Origin of the sequence: Acinetobacter baylyi DSM 14961 = CIP 107474 (assembly GCF_000368685.1) — a bacterium.
GTDB lineage: Bacteria > Pseudomonadota > Gammaproteobacteria > Pseudomonadales > Moraxellaceae > Acinetobacter > Acinetobacter baylyi.
Genome location: NZ_KB849626.1, coordinates 70,901 through 85,984, shown reverse-complemented (window position 1 = coordinate 85,984; position 15,084 = coordinate 70,901). Strand labels below are relative to the sequence as shown.

Genomic DNA, 15,084 nt, shown 5'->3' with positions numbered 1-15,084 from the left:
ACAGGATTTTATATGCAGAAAGAACAGGCTGTTCACTCTCCTAATTTACATCGTAGTAAACGTCTGGCCACCATTGCATTGATCAGTGCAGTAGTGGCCTGGATCATTCTGATGGTCACAGCCAAGTTCTTTCCAGATTATGCCTGGCTGATTCATATTCTTATGCTGGCAGCAGAAGCAGGTGTAGTTGGTGGTCTGGCCGACTGGTATGCGATTACTGTCCTATTTCGCAATCCCTTTGGGAAAATTCCGATTCCAAAATTTTTACTGGATCATACCGAAATCATTCCACGTAACAAAGCACGTATTGCCGAGTCTATGGGACGTTTCGTACAGGAAAATTTTTTATCGCCCCAAGTGGTCGAGCGTAGTCTGAATAAAACCGATCTGAGTCTGGCGATAGGACAATGGCTGGAAAACCCTAAAAATAACACGCAAGTCGTCGAACTAATTCAGCAAACTGTTCCAAAAATTTTCGAGTTTGTGGGACAAGAGCAAATTGCACAATTTATTCAAAACAATAGTGTGCAATGGGTAAAAAGTACCAAGATTAATACGCTGGCCAGCGAAATGCTAAGAGCAGTGCTTGAAAATGACTTTCATCAGGATGTATTGCAACGCGGCCTAGATTTGGCACATGAATGGATTGTAACCCATCCCGAACAGGCGCGTGAGCTAACTGCGACGTTGTTTAAAGAACTCGGCGTATGGAAACTGGCTAAAGGTGCAAGCTGGATTGGGATTGATGTACAACAACGGACTATTGACTCCCTCATCGAGAAAGTCGAATCTATGCTGGCAGATCCTGAACATCCATGGCGTCAAGGTATTGAGCAATATACCCAAGAACTGATGCTCAAACTTTCAGACTCAGAAAGTGAAGCCAGTTTACGTCTAAATACAGGCAAAGATGCCCTACTCGATAGTCCACAAGTTTTAAATTTTATCAGCGGTGCAGTGGTCATTTTATGTGATGCTATTAAACGTGATTTGCTCAAATCAAACTCAGGCATTGCAGAAAATTTACGTGTTGCCATACAGCAGGTGGGTCATAATCTGGTACAGAATATGGCTGTGCGCCATGTACTCAATGAGCGCATGACTGGTTTGGCTATCACCTTTAGTCACCAATACAGCGATAAAATTATTCGCTACATCAGTTCACGAATTCATGAGTGGGATTCGAGTGAAATGATTGGAAAAATTGAAAATGAAGTTGGTGGCGACTTACACATGATTCGCGTCAATGGTGTGGTGGTAGGGGCATTTATTGGATTAATCCTAGGGATTATCCGTGCACTTTTCGATTATATGCTATAACCCTAACATGATTTTTATTTGAACTGATTCTATGCAGCCGCTTTCATCTAAACTTCCCAATCAGGGCGTTACCATTTTTAGTACCATGACAGCATTGGCACAGCGTCTAAATGCAATTAATCTATCTCAGGGTTTTCCAGATTTTGCGACACCTGATGCCTTGATCGAAGCCCTTTGTGATGCGACTCGTGCAGGTTTTAATCAGTACGTATCTGGAGATGGCTGGTTACCATTACGTGAGCAGGTTGTGCAACAATTTGAACAACGTGACCAAGTGCGGCTTGATCCAGTTCATGAAATTACCATTACCCCAGGCGCGACCATTGCGATCTTTGCTGCCATTCAGGCTGTTATTCATACGGGTGATGAAGTTGTTATTTTCGATCCAAGTTATGACAGCTATGCGCCGGCTGTACGTGTGGCGGGTGGAATACCTGTGCATCTTGCACTTACGGCTCCTGATTTTCGGGTAGACTGGCAACAGGTTCAAGACAATATCAACGCCCGTACTCGCATGATTATTGTGAATACACCACATAATCCTACTGGTACTTTATGGACACTGGATGATTGGCATCACCTCATTGAACTGGCAGAAAAGCATGACCTGATTGTTTTGTCCGATGAGGTCTATGAACATCTGGTTTTTGATGGACATCATCATTATAGTGCGCTGCATTTTTCTACGTTGCGCGAACGCAGCTTTGTTGTCGGTTCATTTGGTAAGACGTTTCATGTCACTGGATGGAAAACGGGTTACTGTGTTGCAAGCCCGATGCTCATGAAACTCTTCCGACAGATTTATCAATACGCCAATTTCTGTGGTAATACGCCTGCCCAAGTTGCGCTTAGCCAGTATATGCAGCAGCATCCAGAGCATATTCAGGAGCTTGGAAGTTTCTATCAGGCCAAACGCGATCTGTTTAATCAAGGGCTAACTCAATCGAGATTTAAGTTTCAACCGACCCACGGCACTTACTTCCAAACGGTAGACTACACTGCGATACGCCCAGATCTGAACGATCTTGAAATGTGCTATTTTTTAGCCGAACAGTATGGGGTGGTTGCGATTCCGTTGTCGGTGTTTTATCAACAGCCCGATCCTGAGTTACGTTTGATTCGATTCTGTTTTGCTAAAACAGAGCAGACCCTAAAAGATGCCACCCAGCGTCTGAGTCAATGTTAATCCCGACACACCCATCTATAGCAAAAATCACACTTAATCTAGAGTCTGACTATGCTATGTTCTGAAACATCGCCTTTCAGATTACTTCGTGCGCCAAGGAGAGCCAATGACGCCAAAACGCTCGTTGATCACACAACAAAAGTTATGGAAAACCTTTTTAATTTTTTTACTCCCTTTAATCGCGACCAATATTCTGCAAAACCTCTCTGGTACCATTAACACCGTATTTGTAGGACAAATGATGGGGGTGGATGCGATTGCAGCCGTTGCTGTTTTTTTCCCGATTCTCTTTTGTATGATGGCTTTTATTATTGGCTTATCGGCAGGCTCTACTGTGCTGATTGGTCAGGCATGGGGGGCACAAAATATTGAGAAAGTCCGCTGTGTGGTCGGCTCTACGCTTTTCATGACCATCATTGGTGGTTGTATTATTGCCGCATTGGGTGTTTTTTTTAGTCGGGAAATTCTCACGCTATTAGGTACAGATGCAAGTGTGATGCACTTGTCATTGCCTTACGTGCAATGGATGCTGGCGGGTAGTCCCTTATTGTTTGTGTATATTATTTACACCTCCATCCTGCGTGGCGTGGGAGACAGTATTACCCCGCTCATCGCGCTGGGCATGACCAGTTTAATTGGTTTAGTCATTACCCCTGTACTTATTGCAGGCTACTTCGGCTTTCCGAAGCTCGGGATTGTAGCACCCGCCATTGCCACCATTATTGGCTATCTTTCTGTCCTCGCCTTTTTGGCAGTGTATCTGAATAAAAAAAATCACCCACTAAAGCCTGATCTGGCACTACTTCGACATATTCGTCACCACAGTGAAATCAGTCGTTTGATTTTAAGATTGGGAATTCCAACAGGTGTTCAGATGATCACCACCTCTGTTGCAGGTCTGGTCATTGTAGGTCTGGTCAACCGTTTTGGTGCCCATGCGACTGCGGCTTATGGCGCTGTCAATCAAGTCCTGAATTATATTCAGTTTCCAGCTTTATCGATTGCAATTGCAGCCTCAATTTTTGGTGCACAAGCAATTGGTATGGGCAAATCAGATTTATTGGCACGTGTGACTCGTACAGCATTATGGATGAATATTATCATCACAGGCACATTGGTTATTCTGGCCTATTTATTTTCCAAGTATCTGATGGCGCTATTTATTACCGATGAAAGTGTGGTACAGCTTGGTCAGGAATTATTGTTTATTGTGCTTTGGTCAATTTTATTTTTTGGTGCAGCCGCAATTTTTGCCTCAATTATGCGTTCTAGTGGAACGGTTACCGTCCCGATGCTAATTAATATTGCCGCCATTTTATTCATTGAAGTACCTTGTGCCTATTGGTTTAGCACGCTATGGGGGTTAAAAGGTATCTGGATCGGATATGCACTTGCTTTTGTATGTTTGTGCATCATGCAAGCGGCCTATTATCAATTTGTCTGGAAGAAAAAGACCATTAAAGCACTGATCTAAATGATAAAAAAGACCTATCATTGATGGGTCTAGATCGTTTTAGGTAAATAATTAATTTAAAGCTTCTTGCTCAGTGAGGTCGCAAAGGCCGTCACTTTTTGATAGCCCGTTGGGAAAATACGCTGCATCAAATCTAGTGTTTTGGCATCATTACCAATCAGTAAACGGCGCTTGTCTTTACGTACTGCCTCTAAAATCTGACGTGCTGCTTCTTCTGGTGGGCAACGTAATAATTTATTAAATGACTGAATCGATTTGTCTGGATGCATGCCCAACGTCTTGAGACTGTCACTCATTTTTGCAGCATTGGCAATGTTGGTTCGAATTCCACCTGGGTGTACACAAAGCGCGCTCACACCACTTTTTTCCATATCAAGCTCTTGGCGTAATGATTCTGTAAATCCACGTACCGCAAACTTAGATGCATTATAAGCAGATTGTGTCGGTTGCGCAGTCAAACCAAAAAGACTGGAAATATTAATGATATGGCCTTCTTTACTTTGTTTGATTAGTGGTAAAAACTCTTTGGTGCCATACACCACACCCCAAAAATTAATGCCCATCACCCATTCAAGATCTTCGTAGCTTTCACCTTCTACAGTCGAGCCTAACGCAACACCAGCATTATTAAAAATCATATTCACCGAACCATGATTTTGTACTGTTTCGGCTGCCCAAACCTTGATCGCCTGACGATCAGATACATCGACTTTTTTAGTGGTCACACGAATTTGATAGGGTTTGAGTAATTCAACCGTCGCGACTAATCCCTGCTCATTGACATCACTTAATGACAGGTGGCAACCCTCCTTTGCCAGTAATACAGCAAGTTGTTGACCAATACCTGAACCAGCGCCTGTAATCGCTGCAACTTTATTTTTAAAATTCTTCATGTTCGATTCCTTTGAGTTTGAGGTATTGACCAGAAAATTTATCTGTTCTCTCATCAATAATATAAATTTGACAATATTCATTGTCAATATAGTGTATATCCGTGCATATACCAATTGAAACCGATGACTGATTCGGTCATTTACTCAAAAACTTGTTACACTACTCCAAGCACCTCGGAGATCGATGACATCAATGACCGTACCAGAACCTGCTCAATCCACCAGATCTACATCGAAAAAGAAAAGCAATGAACGCCAGTTTAAAGGACTCTCACTGAGCGAACGCAAGTATGCACGTCGTGAAAAACTGATTGAGGCGGGCATTGAAACCTATGGCACACAGGGTTTTTTTTCGGTCACCGTCAAAGATGTGTGTAATGAGGCCAAGCTGACTGAGCGCTATTTTTATGAGTCATTTAAGAAAAGCGAAGATCTGTTTCAGACCATTTTTTTAAAACAGATCGAGATTCTGCAAAATAATGTCATGCAGGCCGTGATGCAGCACACGCCCTCTCCAGAAAAAATGATCAAAGCAGGCTTAACTGCGTTATTGCACACCTTGAAAGATGATCCACGCCTGGCACGTATTATTTATATTGATGCCATGCTGGTTCAGGAGTTGCACAATCAAGCGACTATTCATGAAACCATGATGCGATTTGATCGTATGATTCAAGCCTTTGTTATGCTGGCTTCGCCGCACATTCGTTACAGTGAACAGGAGCTTTCGCTCGTTGCTTCAGGTCTGAATGGTTACGTGACACAGATAGCCATCCGCTGGGTCATGGGTGGTTTTAAAGAATCTATCGAAGATGTGTTATCGGCCTGTGAAATTGTGTTTTTATCTCTAGTCGAAAAATTTTCCAATCGTGAAGCAAATTAAATTTTAGGTGGTGTGCTTAAAAAGCAACCTGAAGGCAAATGTCACAAAATGGTCATTGATTTCGCAATTATTTGTCACAATTGATTGCGAAAATTGTCTTATATCCTTTTTTTGCAATGATACTGTCATAATTTATCTTTGTAATAAGCCTGTCATAAATAAAAGCGGTTCACCGTTTAAAACATCTATAGGATATTGCGTTGTGAAAGATGACTATATTTTAATCGTCGATGATGAATTACCCATCCGCGAAATGATCCATACCTCACTGGATATGGCAGGCTTTCAATGTTTACAGGCTGAAGATGCCAAACAGGCGCATCAAATGATCGTTGATCAACGACCTGCCCTGATTTTACTCGATTGGATGTTGCCTGGTGGCGTCAGTGGTGTCGATTTATGTCGCCGTTTAAAACGTGATGAAAATCTTTCTGAAATTCCAGTGATTATGTTAACCGCTCGTGGAGAAGAAGATCATAAGGTTCAAGGTCTGGATGCAGGCGCCGATGACTATATGACCAAGCCGTTTTCTACACGCGAACTTGTATCGCGTATCAAGGCTGTATTACGTCGTGCTAACGCACTAAACGGCGATAAAGTGATTGATGCCAATGGCTTGATTCTTGACCCTGTGAGTCAGCGTGTGAGTTTTGGCAGCAATATCTTGGATATGGGGCCAACAGAATATCGCTTACTGGCATTTTTTATGACGCATCCTGAACGTGCCTATACCCGTGCACAATTACTGGATCAGGTATGGGGTGGCAATGTCTATATCGAAGATCGTACCATTGATGTACATATCCGTCGTTTACGTAAAGTTTTAGAACCTTTTGGCGCCGACCGTTTTGTACAAACCGTTCGTGGCACAGGTTACCGTTTTTCTACCCGAGCAGATTTAGCAGCAGGCTAACCCTTGACTATGTATGAACCCTATCCTGTACCCGAACTGGCACGTGAGCATAAACGCTTTCGTTATAGCAGTTTGTGGACTTTTGCCAAACAGGACTTACGTTTACTGGCATTTCTTCTGTTGGTTGCGACTTGTATTGGATTAGGCGTGGGTTACTTCTGGGCAAGTATTTTTATTGCCTTTCTTATTTTCTTTGGTTTCCAGCTCAGATCACTCTATATGGTGAATGAATGGATTTCGAATCGCCCTTATGACACACCTCCCAATCTCAACGGAATCTGGGGGGCTTTATTGTTTAATGTCTATCGTGCTCAACGTCAGGAACGTATTGTTCAGGCTGAAATGGTTGGATTAATTGATCGGGCACAATCATCATTGGTGGCACTTAATGAAGCCGTGGTACTGATTGATGATTTGCATCAAATTGAATGGTGCAACCCTGCTGCTGAAAATCTGTTAGGTATCAGGGTCTTTGACCGCGGGCATAACATTTTGAGTATTTTAAGACAGCCCAAATTTATCGAATATTTTAATCATATCGATCAGGCACCAGACGGCATTAAAATTAAATCATCTATTTTTGATGACCATTATGTCCAGATCAAACTGACCCGTTTTGGCGAACAGAGCCGTTTGCTGGTGGCGTATGATGTAACACGAGTGCATAATCTTGAACAAATGCGTAAAGATTTTGTCGACAATATTTCACATGAACTGCGTACCCCACTCACGGTACTGAGTGGTTATATCGAGACTTTTACTGATCAGGAAGATCTCAATCCGCGCTGGAAACGTGCCTTTGACCAAATGCAATCTCAAACCAAACGCATGAATGCTTTGGTAAATGATTTACTGCTTTTGTCCAATCTTGAAAACAACAAAACCATCGCCAAAAATCAGATCATTGAAATGCCAAGTCTGATGAATCAGCTCTTTGACGATGCGCAAGCCTATAATGCAGATTATGGTCATACCTTAAATCTGGATATTGATAGTCACTGTGACCTGATCGGCTCAGACACTGAAATTGCCAGTGCGTTTAGCAACCTCATTACCAATGCCATCAAATATACACCCAAGGGCGGTATCATAACGATTGGCTGGCATGATGATGGTGTGCATGGCTATTTTACCGTACAAGATAATGGTATTGGTATTGACCCTAAACATTTACCTCGTTTGACTGAACGCTTCTACCGCGTGGACAGCGCACGTAGTCGTGCTACAGGTGGAACAGGACTTGGGCTGGCCATTGTTAAACACGTCCTCATGCAGCATGGTGCCTATCTGGATGTTATTTCTAAAGAAAATGAAGGTTCAATTTTTAAGGCAGTTTTTCCAAAAGAACGTTTGTACCAGATGATGTAAATATCTCAGGTTGTACAAATCCACGTGTAAAGGTAGATCGATTGATTTAAATTTCACTTTAGTATTTTGATCTATAAAAAACGATATGTATGTCGTGTGATCAATTGGACCACTTGTTAAATTTACAGAAAAATTACAATTTGATACACTATAAATACAATTTATAATATATTGAAGAAATGAATAAATTATTAGCTACTTCCGTACTTTCTATTAGTATAGTAATGACAGGCTGTGCCAGTATTATTTCAGGATCAACACAGACACTAGCGTTTACTAGCGTACCTGAGAATGCAAATATTTCAATTACCAACCGTGCGGGCGTGAAAGTCCATACAGGACAAACCCCTGCGACTGTCACCTTGAAAAAAGGTGCAGGTTATTTTAAACCTGAAAGCTATCAAGTGACATTCTCAAAAGAAGGTTATCAAACCAAAACTATGACTGTTAAAGGCACAATCAGTGGCTGGTATTTTGGAAACATCCTTTTTGGCGGTGTCATTGGGTTACTTGCAGTCGATCCAGCAACAGGTGCAATGTACTCATTCAGCTCAAAAGATGTAAATGCAATTTTAGATGCACAACAGCTTAAACCTGCAGATGACCAAAAAACACTAGCCGTAATCACGACCAGTGATATCCCAGCGTCAATCATGGATAGAGCAGTTAAAATCGCGCCCTAATCAGAACTCATCTATTTGAAGCCAATATAAAAAATGCCCGAACACTTATCGGGCATTTTTTATTTAGATTTACGGGTTCGTAGATTGACCCAGTTTTTCACCCATCACCACAATCGAATTGGCTTTGAACTGCTGATCCCAAACCATTTTGTCTTTTTCAAACAAGATAATCGCGGTTGAACCTAAGTAGAAACGGCCCAACTCATCGCCCTTTTGCAAGGTCACGTCGTGATGATTGAGTTCGAGACGGCCTGTGGGTTTCACTTTTCCAGTCACTACCGTTTCGATACCTGCCACAATCATAGCACCCACCAAAACAACAGCCATGCGGCCTAGTTCGGTATCAAACAAACACACCATGCGTTCGTTACGGGCAAATAGGCCTGGAATATTTTCAGCCGTGACCTGATTTACCGAAAATAATTCGCCTGGAATATAGAGCGTTTCGGTTAATGTTCCCGTAAATGGCATATGAACCCGATGATAATCACGCGGTGACAAGTAAACCGTCGCAAATTGCCCCTGCTTAAATGGCTGGGCCAATTGCGGATCACCAATCAATTTTTCAACGGAAAAACTCTGCCCTTTTGCCTGAAATACCTCACCATCATGGATAGTACCAAGTTGCGAAATCGCACCATCTGCAGGAGAGACAATACTTCCAGTCGCAGAATCGACTACTCGTACACCTTCTTTCAGTGCACGTGTAAAAAATTCATTAAACGATTTATATTTTAAGGCATCTGCCTGCTCGGCAATAGAAAGGTCAATACCATATTTTGTTTTAAATGCCTGAATAACAGCAGCTTTAATCAGAATATTTTCGCTTTCGGCAACCTTACCGACCACCCGGCTGAGCTGATGCTGTGGAACGAGCGATTGTGCTTTAATAAATAGGTCTTTTTTTAATCGTGATGTAAAGCTCAAAATGGCTGTTCTCCGGTAATCACAGGACTATCGAGGCGATTGCCCCATTCACTCCAAGCGCCATCATATGCACGAACTGACCATCCCAATAGTCTTGCCACAATATATGCCAGTCCAGAGCGATGATGGGATTGGCAATAAATCACGACAGGCTGATTAAATTGGAAGCCAAGTTGTGTCAAACGCTGCTGGATGCGCTCAAAAGAATGTAATTTTAGATGATTTTCACGATTAAGGGCAGTACTCCACTCAAAATGAAGTGCGCCTGGCATGTGACCGCCGCGTCGCGCTGCTAGACGCAGGCCTGTATATTCGTCCAGTGTACGACAATCCCACAATTGAATTGCTTGCTGCTGAACCAGCGATAAAAGCGCTGGATAACCGATCTGATAATCAGCCACATGGCTTAAATCGACCTTGAGCAAATCAGATACAGGCTCATGAACCACTGCTTCTGAAGTCGTCGGTAAGCCTGCGGCCAACCAAGCATGAATCCCGCCATTGATCAAACTCGTGCGAGTAAATCCCAGACAATGTAGATTCCAGATTAAACGTCCCGCCCAGGCTCCGCCCTCATCGTCATAAACCACCACATGATGCTGAGGTGAGATATTCAAATATTCAATCAGTGCTTGTAATTGTTTTTCATCAGGCAGTAACCCCATCGCCAGCTCATCTTGGCGAACTAATTGTGCAGGCCGAACCGCAATCGCCTGTGGCAGATGCAATTGTTCATATACAGAATTTCGGCTTAAATCTACGACCCGTAGTAATTCATGATCCAGATACGGAACCAGCTCTTCTGCTTCGATGAGTAGTCCAAGATTAATTTCAGATCCCGCCATGATGTCCAATCACATTCAATTTTTAGCACCTACGATTTTATCATAAGCCTTTTCACTCTCTTTCTGATTTTTCATGCATCCTTAGCAGAAAAATAGAAATTGATTAGGCGACAGGCTCTTCTTCAGCAATTTGAAATACCTGTCTTAAATAAGCCAGAAAGGTATCGTTATCAGTCATGGTTTTGCCTGGACTATCTGAAATTTTAGCCACAGATTGCCCATTACATTCTACCAGTTTCAACACAATATTGAGCGGCGTTTGCCCCATATCGTTGGTGAGATTAGTCCCAATTCCAAAACTCACCTTAAAACGGCCCTTAAAATATTGATGCAATTCCCATGCCTTTTCCAGATTTAAGCCATCACTAAACGTGAGCATCTTGGTCTTGGTGTCTATCTTTAATTTACGATAATGTGCATAGGCTTTATCTCCCCATTCATAAGGGTCACCACTGTCATGACGCAAACCATCAAACAACTTGGCAAAATACAAATCGAAGTCGCGTAGAAATGCATCCATTCCGACGACATCCGTTAATGCAATCCCTAAATCTCCACGATACTCTTGTACCCACGTTTCAAGTGCAGCTTTCTGAAAATCACGCAAACGTACATCAAGTGCCTGAAAGGCTTGCAAAAACTCATGTGCCATCGTACCAATTGGTGTAATGTTGAGTTCTTTTGCCAACAGCACATTACTGGTTCCCCTAAAGATATTTGGGAAATGATGATGAAATGCTGCAATGACATGTTTTTGCCATTCAAAACTATAACGGCGACGTGTACCAAAATCAGAAACTAAAAATGGTGGCTCATCTGACTGATGCTGGGTCTGATACTGCTCAAGTAAAGCCAGCTTAGCCTGTAAGCGACGCTCACCCTCTTCAAGTACAGCATCACTTCGTATACGACGAAAATAAAGCTCATTCACAATCGCCAGTACAAATATTTCAAACATCATGGCCTGAACCATCGGTCCTTCAACCCAGATATCCAGGCGGCCTTCTTCATCAATACCCGCAGTGATAAAACGACGTTTAAGCTGGAACAGTTCCAAGTAATCGACAAAATCACTTTTAATAAACCGAAAAGAACGCAGATATTGTAGTTCGTCGTCCTTAAATTTCAGCGTACATAAATGATCGAGTTGTTCATTCAAATCATCCAGAATATCGGTTAAAGGATATTGAGTTTCATCCAGATTACGACAGCGAAAATGATAGACACTATGCGTTTGTGGAAACTGGTGTAACACCACTTGCAACATGGTGAATTTATAAAGATCGGTATCAAGTAATGAATGAATGATTGGAGACATAGACAACAAACATGCGAGTAAGCTTTATGCATTAAACCATATTTTTTTAGCAAGAATCACAGTGATTTGTATAAGACCTTTGTCGCTGATCGTAGGTTTACTGCTCTCAACGACCTACCAGATATCTGCTAAAATCTGGATTATTTGATGTGTTGATTTATTATGCGAGCCTTAATCCAACGAGTAAAAGAAGCCAAGGTTATAGTGGATGATGTCATTACCGGTGAAATTCGGCAGGGTCTGCTGGTATTTTTAGGCTTAGGACGTGATGACCAACTCGAAAATGGCAAAAAGCTGATCGATAAAATTCTCAAATATCGTGTTTTCGATGATGAGAACGGTAAAATGGGCTGGAACCTCAGTCAGGCGCAAGGTGGCTTATTGCTGGTATCACAATTTACCCTCATGGCTCAAACCCAAAAAGGATTACGCCCAGATTTTGGCCCAGCCATGCCGCCACAACAAGCCAAAGTACTCTATGATCAACTGGTAGAATATGCACAATCACAATTTGATCATGTTGAAACAGGTATTTTTGCTGCCGACATGCAAGTACATCTAATTAATGACGGGCCTGTAACTTTTCAGCTCGAAATATTATAAAAAACGCCCTTAAAGGGCGTTTTTTAACATCGATTCTTAGAACGATTTACCTGTTTTTTCTTTTAAAAACTGACGTGCCTGCTTGATTTTCTGTTTAACTGGTTTTGGCAATTTTGGCGGAATCAATTTAGCCGCCTGATTAAACCAAACCAGCAGGCTAAAATCACCTTCCATTTTGATACTGCCATTTTGCATACCGGTCATGAAGGCAGTTGGATCACCTTTGATTAAGGTTTTGACACCTTGTTCACTGTCTGCAAACTGCAAAATAAAATCGGCTTTTTCTGCACTCCCTGCGACTGTCTCGATCTGACCATGATTGACAATAATCTGGCGCGCAAATCCCAAATCGGTTCCAATCTGAATGCGGAACGCACGGTCATGGGTGAGCTCAATAAATTTTGGACAAGTCCGTGCCAATTGTTTCATACGCAAGGCCAAGCCCATCACTAATAGATCAAGCGGATCTGTGCTGAGATCAACCAATGGTAACTTTACAACAGGTAGAGAAGAAAGTTTCATGACATTAAAGCCTATTTGTATTCTTATCAAAATGAACTCAGTCATCCTAGCATAAATGTATAGGCTTCCATAAAGTGTTTGTATAACAAAACATAATAAAAAAAATAAAAAGGCATAGCAGCGCTACACCTTTTTCATTGATCTTTTTTACGGTTTAACGACTTGAAAATTGTTGCTGGTCATCTTCATACACTGGCGTATGTTCGATGTACTGGCGATTTTCCAAAGCTTTCTGGGCACGCTTGTCTTCTCTAAGTAAAACCAAAGTCACCATCACCATCGAAAAACTCAGTGCCGCCAGATAACTATATGTCACTGGAATCTCAAAGGCAGTCTGTACACCAAAACGTACAATCTCAATCAATCCCCAAAAAAACATACCTGCAAACATAAAGCCGAGCCAATGACGGTACGGCGAGAAGAAAACAACAGCAAGTGCAAGCACAATCATTGCAACGCCAAGTAATGTGGCGAAGTTCGCTGTTACCATACTAAACCTCCGTCTAAGATTAATTCTCTGCATCCTAAGCAGAACATCACGTTAAGTCCTTTAAACCGTCTCATATCTTGGGTGAAGCAAAAATCTATTTTTGTCAGTAAGAGCATTATGGAGCGTTTTTTTGAGAAAAAAAGAGTGCAAAAAGCTTATAGCGACACATATTGTCGCAACATTATTTTGTCATTACATTTTTTTATAAATCAAAAAAACCGCAGTGATAGAGATGATCATTGTTGGCGTGTCATTACAAAAAACTATGCATCAAAATTGGCTGATTTTAATTTTTTTTTGCCCGATACGTTTCAAAATTTATCATTTTTTTTAGCGAACAAAAGCCATTGATTCTTTTAAAATTAAACATAAAAAAACGCCATAAGATCATGGCGTTTTTACATCATGAGAGATTATATCAAGCACGAGACAAGTCTTTATCATGTACCCCGAGCAGATACAGTACGCCATCTAAACCAACACTGGAAATTGCCTGATTGGCATTCTGACGCACCAGCGGTTTAGCACGAAATGCCACGCCTAAACCAGCAATCGACAGCATTGGTAGATCATTGGCACCGTCACCTACCGCGATGGTCTGTTCGAGTGAAATTCCCATACACTGTGCCAGATCACGTAGTAATTCTGCCTTACGCGCACCATCGACAATCGCACCTTTCACTTCACCAGTGACGAAGCCATTTTCGACATCCAGAATATTGGCATGGACTTCATCAATCCCGAGTTTACCTTGTAAATATTCTGCAAAATATTGAAAACCGCCCGATAAGATTGCTGTACGATAACCCAATGCTTTTAGAGTAGAAATCAAACGCTCTGCACCTTCCGTTACGGTGAGACGCTCGGCAATTTTAGGTAACACAGCGGCATCAAGACCTTTAAGCAATGCCACACGTGCGCGAAAACTTTGCTGAAAATCCAGCTCGCCCTGCATGGCACGTTCGGTGATTTCGGCAACTTGCTCACCAACACCTGCTTCAAGTGCTAGCTCATCAATCACCTCTTGCTCGATCAGGGTCGAGTCCATATCAAAACAGACCAAACGACGATTACGACGGTAAGCGTTGTCTTCTTGCACAGCCACATCAATGTTCAGTTCACCAGAGAGGCTTAAGCATGCGGCACGCATCGCCTGTGCATCGAGCATTTGTCCACTTAAACCAAACTGCACACAGGCACGCTGAGGTGCATCTTGCTCCAACTCAAGTGCTGGTCGACCCGATAAACGGGTTACCGTTTCAATATTGAAGCCTTGATTAGAGACAATTTTGGTAACAGCTTGTAAATGTGAAGCGGTCAATTCTGGCGCTAATGCTGTCACAATATAGCGTGTACGTCCGCCCTCACTGACCCACTGATCGTATTCTGCACTTGAGATCGGTTTAAAGCGCACAGTGAGGCCGATATCATGTGCTAGAATCAAAATTTCCTTCATCGCTAGTGCTGTAGCGGTTTCGTCGTCGGATGCAACCACGATGCCCAAGGTAAGCTGATTGTGAATGACTGCCTGACCGACATCTAGAATTTGTAAGGAATGAACGGACAAAACCTGCATTAATCGGGTGAACTGATTAGGTTGGTCGGGTCCCAAAAAAGAGATAAGAATGATTTCTCGCATGAATTGACTCGGGTTTGAGC

At 42.2% G+C, this 15,084-nt stretch carries 15 protein-coding genes; 8 read left to right on the top strand and 7 right to left on the bottom strand.

Features of this window, described 5'->3' with window-relative positions; all coding sequences use genetic code 11:
* Nucleotides 1-12: 12 nt before the first annotated feature.
* The 3 genes from F952_RS04705 (at nt 13) to F952_RS04695 (ending at nt 3,980) form a co-directional block, all read left to right on the top strand.
* Nucleotides 13-1,320 carry a DUF445 domain-containing protein gene (locus tag F952_RS04705; protein ID WP_004923242.1) on the top strand — a complete coding sequence of 436 codons (1,308 nt, stop codon included), beginning with the start codon at nt 13-15 and terminating at the stop codon, nt 1,318-1,320.
* A gap of 31 nt (nt 1,321-1,351) precedes the next feature.
* Nucleotides 1,352-2,506, top strand: coding sequence for a pyridoxal phosphate-dependent aminotransferase (locus F952_RS04700; RefSeq protein WP_004923240.1), 1,155 nt, complete (start codon nt 1,352-1,354; stop codon nt 2,504-2,506).
* A gap of 106 nt (nt 2,507-2,612) precedes the next feature.
* Complete coding sequence (locus tag F952_RS04695; RefSeq protein WP_004923237.1) at nt 2,613-3,980, top strand: MATE family efflux transporter; 1,368 nt, start codon at nt 2,613-2,615, stop codon at nt 3,978-3,980.
* 56 nt (nt 3,981-4,036) lie between these two features.
* Here the strand turns inward: F952_RS04695 and F952_RS04690 are convergent, their stop codons facing one another.
* Nucleotides 4,037-4,873 carry an SDR family NAD(P)-dependent oxidoreductase gene (locus tag F952_RS04690; protein WP_004923235.1) on the bottom strand — a complete coding sequence of 279 codons (837 nt, stop codon included), beginning with the start codon at nt 4,871-4,873 and terminating at the stop codon, nt 4,037-4,039.
* Nucleotides 4,874-5,066: 193 nt separating this feature from the next.
* Between F952_RS04690 and F952_RS04685 the strand changes: the two genes are divergently transcribed.
* The 4 genes from F952_RS04685 to F952_RS04670 all read left to right on the top strand — a co-directional run bounded on the left by F952_RS04685 (nt 5,067) and on the right by F952_RS04670 (nt 8,720).
* Nucleotides 5,067-5,756, top strand: coding sequence for a TetR/AcrR family transcriptional regulator (locus tag F952_RS04685; protein ID WP_011182824.1), 690 nt, complete (start codon nt 5,067-5,069; stop codon nt 5,754-5,756).
* A gap of 202 nt (nt 5,757-5,958) precedes the next feature.
* Nucleotides 5,959-6,669, top strand: coding sequence for a phosphate regulon transcriptional regulator PhoB (gene phoB / locus F952_RS04680; protein WP_004923228.1), 711 nt, complete (start codon nt 5,959-5,961; stop codon nt 6,667-6,669).
* A gap of 9 nt (nt 6,670-6,678) precedes the next feature.
* A complete protein-coding gene (phoR, locus tag F952_RS04675) occupies nt 6,679-8,037 on the top strand; it encodes a phosphate regulon sensor histidine kinase PhoR (protein WP_004923226.1) in 1,359 nt (452 codons plus the stop codon).
* Nucleotides 8,038-8,216: 179 nt separating this feature from the next.
* Nucleotides 8,217-8,720, top strand: coding sequence for a PEGA domain-containing protein (locus F952_RS04670; protein ID WP_004923224.1), 504 nt, complete (start codon nt 8,217-8,219; stop codon nt 8,718-8,720).
* Nucleotides 8,721-8,789: 69 nt separating this feature from the next.
* On the opposite strand, the gene asd is transcribed toward F952_RS04670, so the two are convergent.
* The 3 genes from asd to pncB form a co-directional block, all read right to left on the bottom strand.
* Nucleotides 8,790-9,647, bottom strand: a complete 858-nt coding sequence (asd, locus tag F952_RS04665) for an archaetidylserine decarboxylase (protein WP_004923221.1) — start codon at nt 9,645-9,647, stop codon at nt 8,790-8,792.
* Nucleotides 9,644-10,492: a sulfurtransferase gene (locus F952_RS04660; protein WP_004923218.1), complete on the bottom strand. Its 849-nt coding sequence runs from the start codon at nt 10,490-10,492 to the stop codon at nt 9,644-9,646. Before F952_RS04660 ends, asd begins: the two co-directional genes overlap by 4 nt.
* Before the next feature lie 103 nt (nt 10,493-10,595).
* Complete coding sequence (gene pncB / locus F952_RS04655; protein ID WP_004923216.1) at nt 10,596-11,810, bottom strand: nicotinate phosphoribosyltransferase; 1,215 nt, start codon at nt 11,808-11,810, stop codon at nt 10,596-10,598.
* A 162-nt stretch (nt 11,811-11,972) separates the two neighbouring features.
* Between pncB and dtd the strand changes: the two genes are divergently transcribed.
* The gene (gene dtd, locus F952_RS04650) at nt 11,973-12,413 is read left to right on the top strand and encodes a D-aminoacyl-tRNA deacylase (RefSeq protein ID WP_004923213.1); all 441 of its coding nucleotides are present in this window, start codon (nt 11,973-11,975) and stop codon (nt 12,411-12,413) included.
* Nucleotides 12,414-12,449: 36 nt separating this feature from the next.
* Here the strand turns inward: dtd and F952_RS04645 are convergent, their stop codons facing one another.
* The 3 genes from F952_RS04645 to serB form a co-directional block, all read right to left on the bottom strand.
* Complete coding sequence (locus F952_RS04645; RefSeq protein WP_004923210.1) at nt 12,450-12,935, bottom strand: hypothetical protein; 486 nt, start codon at nt 12,933-12,935, stop codon at nt 12,450-12,452.
* A 154-nt stretch (nt 12,936-13,089) separates the two neighbouring features.
* Nucleotides 13,090-13,425 (bottom strand): ciprofloxacin tolerance protein AciT, encoded by a 336-nt coding sequence (gene aciT / locus F952_RS04640; RefSeq protein ID WP_004923206.1) that lies wholly within the window; start codon nt 13,423-13,425, stop codon nt 13,090-13,092.
* 418 nt (nt 13,426-13,843) lie between these two features.
* Nucleotides 13,844-15,064, bottom strand: coding sequence for a phosphoserine phosphatase SerB (serB, locus tag F952_RS04630; RefSeq protein ID WP_004923203.1), 1,221 nt, complete (start codon nt 15,062-15,064; stop codon nt 13,844-13,846).
* Nucleotides 15,065-15,084: the final 20 nt, after the last annotated feature.